This is a genomic window from Bradyrhizobium yuanmingense, assembly GCF_025200905.1.
Classification (GTDB): Bacteria; Pseudomonadota; Alphaproteobacteria; order Rhizobiales; family Xanthobacteraceae; genus Bradyrhizobium; species Bradyrhizobium yuanmingense.
Genome location: NZ_CP104173.1, coordinates 2,258,632 through 2,275,515 on the forward strand (window position 1 = coordinate 2,258,632; position 16,884 = coordinate 2,275,515).

A 16,884-nucleotide genomic window follows, 5' to 3' on the forward strand; every position below is an offset into this window, starting at 1 on the left:
TATGAATACGCGCCCCTGGAAAGGGTCGGCGCTCGCCGTCACCGCACCATGGTCTCGCGATCCCAGGCCTTGTAGTCGGGCGAACCTTGGATGCGGATCGGACCGTCGTAGCCGTATTCCACCATGTGCACGGTCACATAGTCCTCCCCGAAAAATGCGACGCCGTAGGATTGCGGCAGGTCGCAGGCGCTCAGCAGCTTCGTCTCGGAGAAGAGCGGGAAGCTCGCATGGTTGGTGCCCCGCAGCGACGAGACGGGGACGCCTGCAATCGAGCCTGCAAGCGGCAAGTGACAATGCCCGAAGAAGACGTGGCGGATCTTGGCCCGGTGGCGACTGACGAGATGCCGGAATGGAGCCTCGTCGATCAGGCCGATCTGGTCGAACGGGACGAGATGCACAGGCATCGGGTTATGGTGCATGAAAAGCAGGAACGGCCCGTCATGCTCGGTAAGCCGGGCCTCGAGCCAGCCGAGACGATCGTCGCAATAGCGGCCGGCGTGCGTTTCCGGATGGGCGGTGTCGAGGAACAGGCAGCGGCCGGCAGCCGTATCGTGGATGCCCTGGACGAAGCCGTTCTCGTCGGCGAGGTCGGGGAACACGCTCAGGAAGGCGGCGCGCCGGTCGTGGTTGCCGATGCACAGCCGCACCGGCAGCGGATATGCGTCGAGGCGCTGCTTGAGCCATTGATAATCGGCGAGATCGCCCCAATCCGAGAGGTCGCCGGTGATCACCATCAATTCGGCGTCGTGATGATCGTGCAGCGCATGCGCCAGCGCCCGCTCGAAATTGACGCGCGGATCGCGGCCGCCGATGGTCGCACCGGGCGCCGTCAGGTGAATGTCGCTCAGATGCAGCAGTTTCATCGCCAGCTCCGGTCATCGAGGCGGCACGGGACGCCGAGGGCGTCCCGTGCCGGGGGATGTGAGGATGGTCAGCGCGCCGCGCCTGTGGTCTTCGGCAGCAGCTTCTGCACGTCAGCCGTCATGTCGGCGAGGACGGCCTCCGGCTCCTTGGCGCGCGCGCCCGAGATGATCGAGTTGAGATGGTCCTTGATCACGTCGGTGATCTTCAGGCCGTTGTCGCCGGGGAAGGCGTACCATTTGGTGAGCAGCGCGAGCTGGCTGACCGCGGTGTAGTTGTTGGGGTTCTTGACGTAGAAGTCCTTCAGATAGACCTCGTTGGCGACCTTGTTCGGCGGCATGTAACCGGTGGTCTCCGCCATGATCGCGGCGCCCTTGGGGCCCGTCCAGAATTTCACCGCTTCCCAGGCGGCATCGCGCTTGGCCTTGTCCTTGGCGAGGATCAGCACGACGTTGCCGCCGGCCGGCAGCCTGCCCTTGGTGGAGGCGACGTCCGGGAACGGAATCGTCTTCAGCGCGAACTTGCCGCCGGTCATCTGCGTGACCTTGTTGAGGTCCGAGGTCGAGGTGACGTGGAAGCCGGTCTTGCCGGCCGCGAACGCCGCGCGCATCGACGGCTGGTCGAGATTGGGCATGCCGGCCTCGTTGACGAGCCGCGCGATCGTATTGATGGCGAACTTGCCTTCCGCTCCGTCGAACGCGACCTTGGTCTCGTCGGCATTGAGCATGGTGCCGCCGCGCGCGAACACCGGCGCCTGCCACAGCCAGTTGCCGGTGATGTCCCAGGCATAGGTGACGCCGTTGGTGTCGTTGCCGAGCGCCTTGATCTTCTTGGCCAGCGCGATCAGCTCGTCCCAGCTCTTCGGCAGATTGTTCACGTCGCCGCCGGCCTGCTTGACCAGGTCGAGGTTGACGTAGACGATCGGCAGCGAGATCGCGAAGGGCAGGGCGTAGACCTTGCCGCTGGCGGTGCCGATGTCGAACATCGCCTGGTGGAAGCCCTGCTTGTCGAAATCCTTCTCCGCGGCGATGTAGCCGTCGAGCTCGGCCGGGATGTTCTTGTCGACCAGGACGCGGATGCGGTTCAAGCCCTGGAACGAGACGTCAGGCATCTGATTGGTCACGGCCTCGCGCAGCACCTTCTGGGTGCCGTCCTCGTAGGATTCGTAAGGCGCCCGCATCGTGACCTTGATCTCCGGGCGCACCTTGGCGAATTCCTCGGCGATGCGCTTGTGCGTCTCGGTGAACAGCTCCGGATAGGGATATTGCATCACGATCTCGGTCTTTGTCTGCGCGAGCGCAGATCCGGCCGCAAGCGACAGAGCCGCCGCGGCGATGATGGTCTTCAGCATGATAGACTCCTTGTTTGAGGTGACGTGGCTACTTGATCCCGGTGAGGGTGATGCCCTCGATGAAACGGCGCTGGGCAAAGAGGAAAGCGATGACGAGCGGCGCGATGATCACCATCGCCGCCGCCATCAGCGGGCCGTAGCTGGTGCCGGCCTCGCTGTTGCGGAAATGGGCGACCGCGAGCGGCGGCGTGCGCAAATGCTCGCTGTTGAGCACGATCAGCGGCCAGAAATAGTCGTTCCAATGCGCGACTACGGAGAAGATGCCGAAGGCGGTCACTGCGGGAATCGCGGCCGGCAGCATCACCCGCCAGACGATGCCGAATTCGGAGATGCCGTCCATGCGCGCGGCGTCGACGAGATCGTCGGGCACGGTCTTGAAGAACTGGCGCATCAGGAAGATGCCGAACACCGAGATCGTGAAGGGCAGGACGAGTGCGGCATAGCTGTCGAGCAGGCCGATCTTGTGCAGCAGCAGGAAGACCGGGATCGCGGTCGCCTGCGGCGGGATCAGGATCCCGAACAGCACCAGCGCGAACAGCGTCTCGCGGCCGAGGAAGCGAAGTTTTGCCAGCGCGTAGGCCGCCGGCAGCGCCACCATCACCTGCAGCACGAAGATCGAGACCGTGACGATGATTCCGTTGAGCAGGAAGCGCAGCAGATTGGCCTTGGCGAAGGCCTCGCGCAGGTTTTCCATCAGCGCGAACCGGTAGGGGATCAGGTGCAATTCGCCGGAGAAGATCTCGGTCTGCGGCTTGGAGGCGGTCGAGATCATCCAGATGAAGGGGGCCAGCATGAGCGCGGCGCCCGCGATCAGCAGCACGTGACGGAGGATCGCCCGGAACGGGATGGGATGCGCGTTGCTCATGTGTAGTGCACGCCGCGATCGGAGAGCCTCGATTTGATCAGCGTGAGCAGGAGGACGAAGACCAGGAAGACCACGGTGATCGCCGCGGCGTAGCCCGAGCGGAAGAACTCGAAGCCTTCCGTGTACATGCTGTGGATCAGCACCTCCGTGGACTTCGACGGGCCGCCCTTGGTCAAGACGTGCACGGTGTCGAACACCTGGAACGAGCGGATGCCCGAGATCACGACGACGAAGGTCGTGACCGGCCCCAGCATCGGCCAGGTCACGAGGCGGAAGCGTGCCCAGCCGCTCGAGGCACCGTCGATTTCCGCCGCTTCGTAAAGCTGCTTGGGAATGGAGACGAGGCCGGCGAGAAACAGCACCATGTTGAAGCCGACGGCCTGCCAGATGCCGATCGCGCACAGCGCATAGAGCGCGGTGTTGCGGTCCTGCAGCCAGGCGAAGGCCGGCAGGCCTGCGCCGCGGAGCAGCCCGTTCACCAGGCCGAATTGTGGATGCAGCATGAATTCCCACACCACCGCCATCGCGATCAGGGTCGCCATCACGGGGAGGAAATAGATCGTCCGGTAGAGACTGCGCAGACTGGTGCCGCTCTGGATCAGAAGCGCGATCGCAAGGCCGGCGATCACGGCGCCGGGCACCACGATCACGACGTAAGTCAGCGTGTTGCGCAGTGCGGTCCAGAACACCTTGTCGGCGAACAGGTCCTGGTAGTTGGCGAGCCCGATCCAGGAGAAATGCGGCGCGCCGAGCTGATAATCGGTGAAGGAGAGAGCGATCACGCCGGCGAGCGGACCGAGCAGCATGACCAGCATGAGCGCGGCGGCCGGGGTCACCAGCGCGTAGGCGGTATGGGTCCGTCGGCTGCCATGGGCCGGCAGCCTGCGCCTCGTCGTGCCCGTGGGAGCGATGGTCGCCCCGATCGTCATGGAGCCGTCAGACATGGGCGGGCTCACGGATGCGCTCGGCCTGCTCCACTCTGAGCTCGATCCGTTTCCCGGCCGGATCGAACATCCGCACCGCGTCAGGTGCGAAGCCGAAGGCGACGGAGCTTGCCATCGCCGGCAAATGCTTGACGTCCGCGAGCCGCGCGATCAGGCGCGACCCGGTGCCTTCGACCGCGAGATGGACGAAGGCCTCGGCGCCGAGATTCTCCAGGTGAACGACGGTTCCGGAGAACGGCCCGGTGCCGAGCTCGATCCGCTCCGGACGGACCCCGATGCGGCAATCGCCGGCCGCCGCATTGCACGTAAGTTTCAAGGCGGTCCCCAGCACATCGACGCCGCCGTCCTTTCGGATCCGGCCGGGGAGAACGTTGATCTTGGGGCTGCCGATGAATTCGGCAACGCGGATGTCGCCGGGCTCGTTGTAGATCTCGGCCGGCGTGCCGGCCTGGATCAGCTCACCGCCCATCATGACGGCGATCCGGCTCGACATCGTCATCGCCTCGGCCTGGTCGTGCGTGACGTAGACGAACGTCGCCTTGAGGCGGCGATGCAGCTCGGCGAGCTCTGCGCGCATGTGGACGCGCAGCTTGGCGTCGAGATTGGAGAGCGGTTCGTCGAACAGGAAGGCCAGCGGCTCGCGCACCATGGCGCGTCCGACCGCGACGCGTTGCCGCTGTCCGCCGGACAATTGTCCGGGCTTGCGCCGCAGCAATGGGCTGATGTCGAGCTGCTCGGCGATGCCTTCGATGTCGGCGCGAATGTGCCGTTCCTTGGCGCGCCGGCCCGGCAGCAGCGCACCCAGTAGCGGCAGTCGCTCGATCGCGGAGAGGCGCCGCATCCGCAGCGGCACCGCGATATTGTCGAAGGCGCTCAAATGCGGATAAAGCGCATAGGATTGGAACACCATCGCGAGGTTGCGCGCGCTCGGGCGAATGCCGTCCACGGGGCGGCCGTCGATGCGGACCTCGCCGGAATTCTGCGGCTCGAGCCCGGCAATGATGCGAAGCAGGGTCGACTTGCCGCAGCCGGACGGGCCGACCAGCGAGATGAATTCGCCGTCGGCGATGCGGAAATCGATGCCTTTCAGGACGTCGGTGCCGTCAAAGGACTTGCGGATTGCGGAAAGTTCGATTTGCGCCATGCGCGCTGATCCCCTGCTGGCCCGTTTGCGGCGCATGAGGAGTAGGAAGCGCGTCTGACATTCACATAACGGTCAATGGCCTTCCTTATGGTCATCCCAGGTTTTGCTTTCGCCCGGTCCGACGGGGAATATCATCTTGGGGTTGTTGTCGTGGCGTTGACGTCGTCGCGTGTCCGGGCGGTCAATGCGGTGTTCGAGACCGGCAGCTTTGCCGCTGCGGCAAGGCGGCTCGGGGTGTCGCAGCCGGCCGTTGCGCAGCTGGTGCGGGATCTGGAGGCCGAGTTCGGGGTGGCGCTGTTCGACCGGCACGGCCAGACCCTGATCGCGACATCGCTGTGCCGGCGGCTCTATGCCGCGACGAGCCGCATGCAGGCGGTCGAAGCCGATGCGCTCGCCATCCTGCAGCAGCGCGACGAGCTCACGGGAGGTGAGCTTCGCATCGGGCTCGGCAACGCCATGCCCGGCATGGCGTTGATCGCGGCGTTCCGCAACCTCTATCCGAAGATCCAGATCAACATCGAGATCGGCAGCTGGTCGGCGATCATGGCCGCGGTGGTCGACCAGCGCGTCGACGTCGCCGTATTGCCGGAGGTGCCGCATGACAACCGCTTCCGGCGCGAGCCCTGCGTGCAGCAGCGCGTCGTTGCGATCTGCCATCCCGTTCACGACCTCAGCCGCCAGTCGCGCGTGTCCATCGCCGGCCTCATGCAATATCCGCTGGTGTTCCGGACCCGGGATTCCGCGACCCAGCGCGCCGTCGACCGGGCGTTTCGCGCCCTCAACCTGCGCGCCAGTCCGGCGATCATCGTCAATACGCGCGAGGGGATGCTGGAGGCGGTCGCCAACCGGCTTGGCGTCGGCTTCGTCTGGGAGCACGGCTCGAGCCGCATCGACCGGATCGCGAAGGTGGCGATCGCGGAAATCGAGGCGGAGTCGCCCGAATACATCTTCTCGCTGGCGGGCAAGCGCGGCAAGCTGGTCGAGCTGTTCTACCTGGCCCGAAGCCTTTCGCGCCCGGCCGACGGCGCCGATATCCTGGCCGCGCCCTGAGCGGCGGCCGCCTTCCCGCCGCTTTGGGTTGTGCTGAACTGTGACGGCAACCGTGATGTTGCGCAGCGGGACGGTAAGGTATTTGCGTATTTTCCGTCCCGAAGTTTGGTTACCCGGCCCAAGATGGGCTATGCTCCCCCTGCGTCGACGACAAGAATGAGACGTCGGGAGATGGCATGGGATACCAGCGGCGGACGGGGCTGCGTCCATGATAACCTTACCCAGACTGGCAGCTGAATCGCTGGAGCAGTTCCTCGGCAACTTCATGCGCCGCCGGTACGATGAGACTTCCGCAAGCATCGTTGCCAGCGCAACCCGTACCGCGATGGAATGCATCGGCAACAGCGATGCGCTCTACCACAATATCGAGCATACGATGCTGGTGACCCTGGCCGCCCAGGCGATCCTCCGCGGCCGAAGCCTTCATACCCATCTTTCGGCGGAAGATTACGTTCATGTCTTGATCGCCTGCCTCGCCCACGACATCGGCTATGTCCGCGGGCTGTTCGAGGAGGACGACGCCGACGGTTTCGTCATCGATGCGGCCGAAACCAAGATCTCGTTGCCGCGCGGCGCGTCGGACGCGAGCCTGATGATGTACCACGTCGACCGTTCGAAGCTGTATGTGACGCGGCGGCTCCGCCATATCCCGGGAGTCGATCCGGAGCGCGTTGCCCGCGCCATCGAGGGGACGCGCTTTCCCGCCCGTGAAGGCCAGGAATACGACGACGAAGCCTCGATCCTGCGTGCGGCCGACTTCATCGGCCAGCTCGGCGATCCCAACTATCTGCGCAAGGCCAACGCGCTCTATTACGAGTTCGAGGAGGTCGGCATCAACCGCCAGCTCGGCTACGACTCGCCCGCCGACATCGTGAACCGCTACCCGCAATTCTATTGGAACAGCGTTGCTCCGCACATCCAGACCGAGATCGGCTATCTCAACAAGACCGAGATCGGCCGGCAATGGATCGCCAACCTCTACAGCAACGTGTTCCGCGCCGAACGTGACATCTCGCTGTCCGGTCCGCAGAAATAGACCCCTTGTAGCCCGTAGCCCGGATGGAGCGTAAGCGAAATCCGGGATTCGCGGATACAGGCGTCCCCGCATTGCGCTTCGCTCCATGCGGGCTACAAGAGCTCTGCGCAACGAGATCATCCGTGAGCAAATCATGCAACAAAAAACCATCACCACTGATATCCTCGACATCGCTTATCGCGAATACGGTGCGCCGGACGGCTGGCCCTGCGTCATGGGGCATGGCTTTCCCTATGACGCGAACGCCTATGCCGAGACCGCGCCGATCCTCGCCGAGGCCGGCGCACGCGTGCTGGTGCCCTGGCTGCGCGGGTACGGGCCGACGCGGTTTCGCTTCGCTGAGACGCTGCGCTCCGGCGAGCAGGCGGCGTTAGGTGCCGATCTCCTGGCCTTCATGGATGCGCTCGGTATCAGGCGCGCCGTCGTCGGCGGCTACGATTGGGGCGGGCGTGCCGCCTGTGTGGTCTCGGCGCTCTATCCGGAGCGCGTGGTCGGTCTCGTCTCCGGCAATTCCTACAATATCCAGAACATCGCCCTCGCCATGGAGCCGGCTTCGCCGCCGGAGGAGGCGGCGTTCTGGTATCAATATTTATTCCACAACGAGCGCGGCCGCCGCGCGCTGCAGCGCAACCGCCGCGGCTTTGCCCGTCAGCTCTGGACGATGTGGTCGCCGAAATGGGTCTTCGACGACGCAACGTTCGACACGAGCGCCGTGTCGTTCGACAATCCTGATTTCGTCGACGTCGTGATCCATTCCTACCGCCATCGCTACGCGCTGGTGGCCGGCGATCCCGCCTATGCGGGGATCGAGGCAAAGCTCGCCGCGCAGCCGACGATCCGCGTCCCGACGATCGCGATCGACGGCGACAGCGACGGCGTCAATTCCGGCACCGCCCACCACGCGCGCAAGTTCGAGGGATTTTTCGAGCGGCGCGTCTTCACCGATGCCGGTCACAATTTGCCGCAGGAGCGGCCCGCCGAATGGGCGCAGGCCGTGATCGACGTGCGGAAAGCGGCTGCGTCATAGGCGGCCCCGAGGCTCGGCGCACCTCATCATGAGGGGATTGGCGGGTCGGCACTAGGCCATCCATCCGTTCCCCAAATTTCCCCGACTTTCAGGAACCTTTTCCGATTGCGGCGGTCCAAGCTGTGGGCCCGCTTCCATATGCGGGCTCGTTGCAGGGGAGAAGCTTGATGAAGTCACAAGTGCGCAAGCTGGAACGTGTCGCCGTGGCGCAGACGCCGTCCGATCGGCCTGACAGGGCGGAGGTCGAACAGGCGATCCGGACCATGATCCGCTGGGCCGGCGATGATCCCGCGCGCGACGGTTTGCGCGAGACACCTGCTCGCGTTGCACGCGCGTTCGCAGAGTATTTTTCCGGATACGCGCAGGATCCGACCGAGATCCTGCAAAAGACCTTCGAGGAGATCGAGGGCTATGACGAGATGATCGTCCTGCGCGGCGTTCGCTTCGAGAGTCATTGCGAGCACCACATGGCGCCGATCGTCGGTCGCGCCTGGGTCGCCTATATTCCGCAGGGGCGCGTCGTCGGCATCTCCAAGCTCGCACGCGTGGTGGACGTCTATGCAAAACGGCTCCAGATCCAGGAGAAGATGACCGCACAGATCGCCAACACCATCAACGACGTGCTCAAGCCCGAAGGCGTCGGCGTCATCATCAAGGCGACGCATCACTGCATGACCACGCGCGGCGCGCACAAGCCCGGGACCGATCTCGTCACCAGCCGTATGCTGGGTGTGTTCCGCGACAATGCGCTGACGCGCCAGGAACTGCTGGGGCTCGCCAGTTCGGACGATTGACCTGCGCTCGGCGCTGACCCGCCACATTCGATCTTGATTTGCGTCAAGGTTGCGGCAGGCGAGGTCTGCTCTGCTGGGTGTTGTCTCGGTCGGGTGCGTGCTATCATGGCGTGTGCCCGGGGGCTTCGCATGCAGGAGTGGCCCATGACAACTGCGTCAGATACGTCTCATCCGTCCGGTCTCGGCTCGGGAATGGCTGCGCTACACGCCAAATGGGGCTGGATCGTCGCGCTCGGCGTCGTCTACCTGATTGCCGGCTTCGTCGCGCTCGGCAGCATGGTGATGGCAACGGTGGCGAGCGTGATCGTGGTCGGCGCAATGATGATCGTCGCCGGCGTCACCGAGGTGATCGGCGCATTCCAGATGAAGAGCTGGGGAAAGTTCCTGATCTGGGCCTTGCTCGGTGTGCTCTACATCGTTGCCGGCTTCCTCACCTTCGCGAACCCGCTCTTCGCCGCGGTTCTGCTCACGCTGTTCCTCGGCGCCTCGCTGCTGGCCTCCGGCGCGGTCAGGCTGTTTCTCGCCTTCAGCATGAAGCGCGAAAGCCCGTGGGGCTGGGTGGCGGTGTCGGCCGTCGTCACGCTGCTGCTCGGGCTGCTGATCCTGGTGCGCTGGCCGGTGAACAGCGTCTACATCCTCGGCCTGTTCCTCGGCATCGACCTGATCATGGCCGGTGCCGGATGGGTCAGCTTGGGCTTCGCCTTGAAGCGGCGCGGCTAAAGCATGATCCGGAAAAGTGCCGAAGCGGTTTTCCGGAAAGCTCATGCGTCAAGAACAACCTGACGCACGATGGCGATTCATCAAAATCTCGTCGCGCTTCAGGCGATGCCATCAGCAACTCGACGCAAGACCATCTTGATGAACTCCGCTGATCTGACGCGCTGACAAGAAGCAGCGCGCCGCGCGGTCGTTTCGCCGCGGCGACAATCATTGGGGAGAAACCATGAAAGCCGCTTTGGCCCTGGCCGCAGCGCTGGCTGCCGCCTGCTTGTCCGCTCCTGTCTCCGCGCAAAAATCCTACGGTCCTGGAGTTAGCGACACCGAGATCAAGATCGGCAACACTATGCCCTATAGCGGCCCGGCATCGCCGCTCAGCATCACGGGACGGGTGATCTCCGCCTATTTCGATGAGATCAACGAGAAGGGCGGCGTTGGCGGCCGCAAGCTCAACCTGATCTCGCTCGACGATGCCTTCTCGCCGCCCAAGACCATGGAAGCCGCGCGGCGCCTCGTCGAAGGCGACGGCGTCGCCTTCATCTTTGCCACCATGGGCACGGCGCCGAGCTCGGCGATCGCAAAATATCTCAACAGCAACAAGGTGCCGCAGATCTTCCTGATCAGCTCGGCCTCGAAGTGGAACGATCCCGCCAACATGCCTTGGTCGATCGCGCTGCCCTGGGCGCCGAACTACACCAGCGAGGCTGCGATCGACGTCGCCTATGCCCGCGCCAGGAACCCGAATGCGCGCTTTGCGGTGCTCTACCAGAACGACGACGCCGGCAAGGAATATCTTCGCGGCGTCAAGGAGGCGCTCGGTGCCGACGCCGACAAGGCGATCGCGATGGCCTCGAGCTTCGAGGTCGCCGATCCCACCGTCGATTCCCAGGTCCTGACGCTCGCCAATACCAAGGCCGACGTCTTCATGATCTATTCGGTGACGCCGCGCGCCTGCGCGCAGGCGATCCGCAAGGCGCACGAGGTCGGCTGGCAGCCGACGCGCTTTCTGGCCTCCGGCTGCGCCAACAAGGCTACCGTGATGGCGCCCGCTGGCCTGGAGGCTGGCAAGGGTGTGCTGTCGCTTGGCGCGCTCAAGCCGTTCGTCGAGGCGCCGAAGGACGATCCGGCGATGACGGCCTATATCGACTTCATGAAGAAGCGCCTGCCCAATGCCGACATCAACAACGTCGCCGGCCTCTATGGCTACACCGTCGCCGAGGCGCTGGTGGCGCTGCTGAAGCAGTGCAAGGACAATCTGACGCGCGAGAACATCATGGCGCAGGCCGTGAATCTGAAGAACGTGCCGCTGTCGCTCCTGATGCCCGGCATCACCCTCAACACCACGCCGCAGGATTTCCGCCCGATCAAGGACGGCTACATGCTCCAGTTCGACGGCAACGACTGGGTGGTGGCAAGCGAGCTGTTGCGCGGGACGTGAGAGGCGGGTTCTCGCGGCGGATGCGAAATCGTAGGGTGGGCAAAGGCGCACTTGCGCCGTGCCCACGATCTATCAATGATGACCGAGAAAGAGCGTGGGCACGCTTCGCTTTGCCCACCCTACGAGACTGATGTCTCCATCACGTCATGGCCGGGCTTGTCCCGGCCATCCACGCATTTCCCCGCGGCACGAAGAACGTGGATGCCCGGGCCTTCGCCTCGCCGAAGCGGCTTCGGCCGCGCAGGCGGGATAAGCCCGGCATGACGACCTCAAATGTAGCGAACAGGAGACCACCATGGACTTTCACCACTCCGCCCGTTCGCTGGAGCTCCAGGACCGCGTTCGCCAGTTCATGCAGGCCCATGTCGAGCCGGTCGAGGAGCTCTACTACGAGCAGGTCAAGCCGGAAGCTTCACGCTACAAGACTCCGCAAGTCCTTCAGGATCTGAAGCGGCGGGCGCGCGAGCAGGGGCTCTGGAACCTGTTCCTGTCCGGCGAGCACGGGCCGGGTCTGACCAATCTCGAATACGCGCCGGTGAAGGAGATCATGGGCCGCATCCTCTGGGCGCCCGAGGTCTTCAACTGCTCCGCGCCCGATGTCGGCAACATGGAGGTGCTCGCAAACTACGGCACCAAGGCGCAGCAGGAGCGCTGGCTGAAGCCGCTCCTCGAGGGGCGCATCCGCTCCGGCTTCTCGATGACGGAGCCGCAGGTCGCCTCCAGCGACGCCACCAACATCCAGTGCGAGATCCGGCGTGACGGCGACGACTACGTGATCAACGGCCGCAAATGGTTCACCTCGGGCGCGATGAACGAGGATTGCGAGATCCTGATCGTGATGGGCAAGACCGCACCCGACCATCCCGACCGCCATCGCCAGCAATCCATGATCCTGGTGCCGAAGAATACGCGTGGGGTGCGCATCGTCCGCGACATGCTCACCTACGGCTATGACGATGCGCCGGTCGGCCATCCCGAGATCGTCTATGACAACGTCCGCGTGCCCGCCGAGAACATTTTGCTCGGCGAGGGCCGCGGCTTCGAGATCGCGCAAGGCCGGCTCGGCCCCGGCCGCATCCACCATTGCATGCGCCTGATCGGCTGCGCCCAGCGTGCGCTCGAACTGATGTGCCAGCGCGCGGTCTCGCGCGTCGCCTTCGGTAAGCCGCTCGCAGAGCAGGGCTCGGTGCGCGAGGACATCGCGCATTCCTTCTGCGAGATCGCGCAAGCCCGCCTGCTTACCTTGCAGGCCGCCGACAAGATGGACCGCGAGGGCAACAAGGCCGCGCGCGACCTGATCGCCGCGGCCAAGATCGTGGTCCCCAGCATGGCCGCCCGCGTCATCGACCGCGCCATCCAGATCCACGGCGCCGCCGGGGTCTCGCAGGACACGTTCCTCGCGCGGGCTTACGTCTACGCCCGCTTCATCCGCATCGGCGACGGGCCGGACCAAGTGCATCTCGCGGCCGTCGGCAAGGAGCTGATCAGGCGCGGCGGGGTGATGGGGTAGCGCCGTGGCCCTTGGCCGGATTGCGCATCGGCGGCGCTTCGAAGCGCCGCGACGGGCAAGTCTTTTGGCCGCGATGCAGTATGGCCTCAGATCAGTGTAGTACGATAGTAACTGCTGACCGAGAGTGACCCTGCACGCCATGGCGGGTTCACCCAGGTGAAAGAGCACAGATCGCTTTTGCGCGAGAAAACGTCCGATGCCGAAGGCGAGCGCGCAAGACTGGACAGCATCATCGATTTCGAGCGGCGGCACTTGCTCGCGGACCTGCGCGCCGGTCGTCCGGATGTGATCCTCGTGGATACCCGGCTGCTCAGCGCGGTCCCGTTCGACTGGCTGGCCTGGGCAAGGTCCGATCCGGAGCTCCAGGCCGAACTAAGTCGTTACCGCGAGCTCGAGGATGCCGGCGGCCGCGTCCGGATCTTGGTCGCTCGATCGGGTTCGGAGCGGTAACCCCGTTCGGTTGCCAGCCGCGGCACAGGCGCCACGCTCGGCATGCTGACATCATGCCCCTGTTTTGCCCGACGAGTCAAAATCGGTCCGTAACAACAGCAGGGCTTCGCGCCGGGCCGCCAAGCCATTGAAAAAGCTGACCCCCGTCTACTGTGCATGGGGTTGTTTTTCCGTTTTTGCTGGAGCGACCGTTTTCGCGGCGCCAGGCGGGCCGCTACCCCGCCTTGGCGATGCGACCGTCCGCCGACCCCGCGCGCAGATTCTGGAAGAACGTCTCCACCTCCCGCGACAGCGTCTGCGCCGTCTCGGTCAGGCTGCTGGCTGCGGTGAACACCGAAGCCGCCGCGGTATCGGTCTCGCCGATGGCATCGCGCAGCGAGGTGATGTTCGCCACCAGCGTCTCGTTGCCTTGGGCAGCGCTTTGCGCGTTGGAGGAGATCTCGCGCGTGGCCTGGTCCTGCTGACTGACGGCGCCGGCAATCGCGGACGTGACCTCGTTGATCTCGCGCACCGCCCCGCCGATCTCGCGCACGGCGTCGACGGCGTTCCGCGTCGAGGCCTGGATCATTGCGACGTTCTCGCTGATCTCGGCCGTGGCCTTGGCGGTCTGGCCCGCGAGCGCCTTCACCTCGTGGGCGACGACGGCAAAGCCGCGGCCGGCATCGCCGGCGCGCGCCGCCTCGATGGTGGCGTTCAACGCGAGCAGGTTGGTCTGCTCGGCGATCGCCTGGATCAGGTTGAGCACGCCGTCGATGCGTTGCGTGGCTGCAGCGAGGCTCTCGATCTCGGAGATCGACTTCTCGGTGCGCTGGCCGGTCTGCTCGACCGCGCCGGCGCTCTGCCGCACCTGGCGGCCGATCTCCACCACCGAGGCCGAAAGCTCCTCGGCTGCGCCCGCCACCGCGGTGACGTTGTGCGAGGCCTGCTCGGTGGCGTTCGCCGCGGTGCCGGCGCGGCTGCTCGCATCCGCAGTGACACGCGTGATGGTCTGCGCGGTCTCGCGCATGACGGAGGCGTTGTCGCTGAGGCCGCGCATGATCGCGCCGATCGCCTCGCGAAATTGCTCGACGGACCGCTCGACGTGACGGGCGCGCTCCTCGCGCGCGGCGGCGTCTTGCGACACTTGCGAGGCGAGATTGCGGTTGCGCCCCATCGAGTCCTGGAACACCTGGATGGCGCGGGCCAGCGCGCCGATCTCGTCGGCGCGGTCGGAGTGCGGCACCACGACATCGGCGGCGCCGTCGGCGACCTGCTTGATGGTTGCGGTGATCGCGGCGAGCGGCCGGGCGATCGAGCGGGCAATGATGACGATGCCAGCGACGACGAGGGCCAGCGCCACGCCGCCGAGGCAGGTGAGGATGAACGACAATGTGCGGGCGGTCTCGGTCTGCTGCGCGATCTGCCTGCCGCGCTCGGCATAGACCTTGGACAGCGCCTCGAGGTCCTTGTTCAGCGCCGAGCGGACGCTGCGGTTGGCGTCGTTGTCGCCCCATTCGCGGCCCGCTGCCGCGTTGATCTCGACGCCGCGCCGCACCAGCTCCTTGCGGAACTCGACGAACTGCTCAATGCGCTTCTTGAAGGTCGCGAACTGCTCGGCATCGTCGGCCTTGACGATGGTCTCCCAGCGCTTCACGACGTCGAGGATCTGGGCGTTGAACTTGAGCAGACCGTCGCCGTATTTCCTCACCACGGCCGGCTCGGTCGACATGTAGATGCCGCGCGATTCCATCACCACCGCATAGACGAGGGAGTTGACCCGCTCGACGTTCAGCGCGGCGGCATTGGCCGTCTCAATCGCGACTGCGAGGTCCGCGCTGCGGCGGCTGTTGTAGTCGGACAAGATCGCGATCGCTGCCGTGAGCAGCGCGAACAGCGCGAAGATCGCATAGAGCTTGCTGGCAAGCGTGAAGCGGCCTGCCGGCTTGGCGGCATTCCCAGATCGGTCGGATGTCATGATGTTCAAGGAGCCCGGATTGGCCTGACCGGCCGGTGAACGGGGTCAGGCAAATTGTTGCAAAACTATGCAGAACGAAGATGGACGCCTCGTTAACGCGCGGCCTGGCCGCCTCCGTCCTTGGTCGAAGGAAAGGCAAGTCATTTCAGCGTCTTGATCCGAAGGTTTAGTTTCAGGATAGTCTTTTGGGATAGTCTTGGAGTCGGCCGTTGGCCGAGCAACCCCGGAGAGACCCTTGGTCTACCGCCACAGCATCGACGCCACGACCTACAGCTTCCCTGACCTGCGCGACCTGCTCGCCAAGGCGACACCCCCGCGCTCCGGCGACCGGCTGGCCGGCATTGCCGCTGCCAGCTCCGAGCAGATGATCGCCGCGCGGATGGCGCTCGCCGATGTGCCGCTCGGCCAGTTCCTGCAGGAAGCCGTCGTTCCCTACGAGGCCGACGAGGTCACCCGCCTCGTCATCGACAGCCATGACGCCAAGGCGTTCGCGCCGGTGGCATCGCTGACGGTCGGCGCCTTCCGCGACTGGCTGCTGTCGGACGCCGCAACGCCCGAGATCCTGCCCAAGCTGGCGCCCGGCATCACGCCGGAGATGGCGGCCGCGGTGTCGAAGCTGATGCGCAACCAGGATCTGATCCTGGCGGCGCGGAAATGCGAGGTCACCACCGCCTTTCGCAACACTATCGGCCTGAGGGGGCGGATGAGCACACGCCTGCAGCCGAACCATCCCTTCGACGATGCAAGGGGCATCACCGCCTCGATCCTCGACGGCATCCTGCTGGGGGCGGGCGATGCCTGCATCGGCATCAATCCCGCCAGCGATGACCCCGCCGTCATCGCGCAATTGCTGCGGCTGCTCGACGAGATCATCGCGCGGCTGCAGATCCCGACGCAAGGCTGCGTCCTGACCCATGTCACGACGACGCTGTCGCTGATCGGGCAGGGCGTGCCGGTCGACCTCGTCTTCCAGTCGGTCGCGGGCACCGAGGCCGCCAACCGCAGCTTCTGCATCGACCTCGCACTGTTGAAGGAGGCGCAAGAGGCCGGGCTGTCGCAGTCGCGCGGCACGGTCGGGCGGAACCTGATGTATTTCGAGACCGGCCAGGGCTCGGCGCTGTCAGCGGGCGCCCATCACGGCGTCGACCAGCAGACCTGCGAGGCGCGCGCCTATGCGGTCGCCCGCGCCTTCGCTCCGCTGCTGGTCAACAGCGTGGTCGGCTTCATCGGCCCGGAATATCTCTACGACGGCAAGGAAATCATCCGCGCCGGGCTGGAGGATCATTTCTGTGGCAAGCTGCTCGGCCTGCCGCTCGGGGTCGACATCTGCTACACCAACCACGCCGAGGCAGATCAGGACGACATGGACAATCTCCTGACGCTGCTCGCCGCCGCCGGCGTCACCTTCATCATGGGTGTTCCCGGTGCCGACGACGTCATGCTGAACTACCAGTCGACGTCTTTTCACGACGCGCTCTATGTCAGGGACGTCTTCGCGCTGCGCCGCGCGCCGGAATTCGACGACTGGCTGGCGCGCTCGGGCATTGCAGGTGCCGATTTCCGGATTGCCGGCGATGCAGGCCTGCTGCCCGATTTTGCCGCGCGGCTGATCGCATGAGGCGGAAGGTCAACTCGGTTGGGAAACCATCGGCGCCTCTCGGAATTATGCTTACGCCACAATATTGAGAAATTCCGGCGACAGCATTACGCTATGTGTCGGGCTGGCAATTTCCGCACCATCGG

The 16,884-nt window shown here is 65.0% G+C and carries 15 protein-coding genes; 9 read left to right on the forward strand and 6 right to left on the reverse strand.

Going from position 1 to position 16,884, the window contains the following annotated elements; all coding sequences use genetic code 11:
* Positions 1 to 38 precede the first annotated feature (38 nt).
* From N2605_RS10565 to N2605_RS10585, 5 genes are all read right to left on the reverse strand, one after another.
* On the reverse strand, positions 39 to 863 hold the full coding sequence (locus N2605_RS10565) for a phosphodiesterase (RefSeq protein ID WP_225146053.1): 825 nt from the start codon (positions 861 to 863) through the stop codon (positions 39 to 41).
* 68 nt (positions 864 to 931) lie between these two features.
* Positions 932 to 2,212, reverse strand: a complete 1,281-nt coding sequence (locus N2605_RS10570) for an ABC transporter substrate-binding protein (protein ID WP_057027126.1) — start codon at positions 2,210 to 2,212, stop codon at positions 932 to 934.
* 28 nt (positions 2,213 to 2,240) lie between these two features.
* Entirely contained in the window at positions 2,241 to 3,077 is an 837-nt protein-coding gene (locus N2605_RS10575; protein WP_225174846.1) for a carbohydrate ABC transporter permease, read from the reverse strand.
* The gene (locus N2605_RS10580) at positions 3,074 to 4,021 is read right to left on the reverse strand and encodes a carbohydrate ABC transporter permease (protein ID WP_425248841.1); all 948 of its coding nucleotides are present in this window, start codon (positions 4,019 to 4,021) and stop codon (positions 3,074 to 3,076) included. Before N2605_RS10580 ends, N2605_RS10575 begins: the two co-directional genes overlap by 4 nt.
* Complete coding sequence (locus N2605_RS10585; protein ID WP_260346528.1) at positions 4,014 to 5,165, reverse strand: ABC transporter ATP-binding protein; 1,152 nt, start codon at positions 5,163 to 5,165, stop codon at positions 4,014 to 4,016. Before N2605_RS10585 ends, N2605_RS10580 begins: the two co-directional genes overlap by 8 nt.
* A gap of 150 nt (positions 5,166 to 5,315) precedes the next feature.
* Between N2605_RS10585 and N2605_RS10590 the strand changes: the two genes are divergently transcribed.
* The 8 genes from N2605_RS10590 to N2605_RS10625 all read left to right on the forward strand — a co-directional run bounded on the left by N2605_RS10590 (position 5,316) and on the right by N2605_RS10625 (position 13,187).
* Positions 5,316 to 6,215, forward strand: coding sequence for a LysR family transcriptional regulator (locus tag N2605_RS10590; protein WP_225113516.1), 900 nt, complete (start codon positions 5,316 to 5,318; stop codon positions 6,213 to 6,215).
* A 208-nt stretch (positions 6,216 to 6,423) separates the two neighbouring features.
* A complete protein-coding gene (locus N2605_RS10595) occupies positions 6,424 to 7,251 on the forward strand; it encodes an HD domain-containing protein (protein WP_036006127.1) in 828 nt (275 codons plus the stop codon).
* 133 nt (positions 7,252 to 7,384) lie between these two features.
* The gene (locus N2605_RS10600) at positions 7,385 to 8,278 is read left to right on the forward strand and encodes an alpha/beta fold hydrolase (protein WP_260346529.1); all 894 of its coding nucleotides are present in this window, start codon (positions 7,385 to 7,387) and stop codon (positions 8,276 to 8,278) included.
* Positions 8,279 to 8,445: 167 nt separating this feature from the next.
* On the forward strand, positions 8,446 to 9,072 hold the full coding sequence (gene folE / locus N2605_RS10605; RefSeq protein WP_036006126.1) for a GTP cyclohydrolase I FolE: 627 nt from the start codon (positions 8,446 to 8,448) through the stop codon (positions 9,070 to 9,072).
* A 144-nt stretch (positions 9,073 to 9,216) separates the two neighbouring features.
* Positions 9,217 to 9,792: an HdeD family acid-resistance protein gene (locus N2605_RS10610; RefSeq protein ID WP_036006124.1), complete on the forward strand. Its 576-nt coding sequence runs from the start codon at positions 9,217 to 9,219 to the stop codon at positions 9,790 to 9,792.
* Positions 9,793 to 10,015: 223 nt separating this feature from the next.
* Entirely contained in the window at positions 10,016 to 11,227 is a 1,212-nt protein-coding gene (locus N2605_RS10615; RefSeq protein ID WP_260346530.1) for an ABC transporter substrate-binding protein, read from the forward strand.
* A 295-nt stretch (positions 11,228 to 11,522) separates the two neighbouring features.
* Positions 11,523 to 12,737, forward strand: a complete 1,215-nt coding sequence (locus tag N2605_RS10620) for an acyl-CoA dehydrogenase family protein (protein WP_260346531.1) — start codon at positions 11,523 to 11,525, stop codon at positions 12,735 to 12,737.
* A 156-nt stretch (positions 12,738 to 12,893) separates the two neighbouring features.
* Complete coding sequence (locus tag N2605_RS10625; protein ID WP_225127281.1) at positions 12,894 to 13,187, forward strand: hypothetical protein; 294 nt, start codon at positions 12,894 to 12,896, stop codon at positions 13,185 to 13,187.
* A 214-nt stretch (positions 13,188 to 13,401) separates the two neighbouring features.
* On the opposite strand, the gene N2605_RS10630 is transcribed toward N2605_RS10625, so the two are convergent.
* Positions 13,402 to 15,141: a methyl-accepting chemotaxis protein gene (locus N2605_RS10630; protein WP_260346532.1), complete on the reverse strand. Its 1,740-nt coding sequence runs from the start codon at positions 15,139 to 15,141 to the stop codon at positions 13,402 to 13,404.
* A gap of 235 nt (positions 15,142 to 15,376) precedes the next feature.
* On the opposite strand from N2605_RS10630, the gene N2605_RS10635 reads away from it, so the two are divergent.
* Positions 15,377 to 16,759 carry an ethanolamine ammonia-lyase subunit EutB gene (locus N2605_RS10635; protein ID WP_260346533.1) on the forward strand — a complete coding sequence of 461 codons (1,383 nt, stop codon included), beginning with the start codon at positions 15,377 to 15,379 and terminating at the stop codon, positions 16,757 to 16,759.
* Positions 16,760 to 16,884 lie beyond the last annotated feature (125 nt).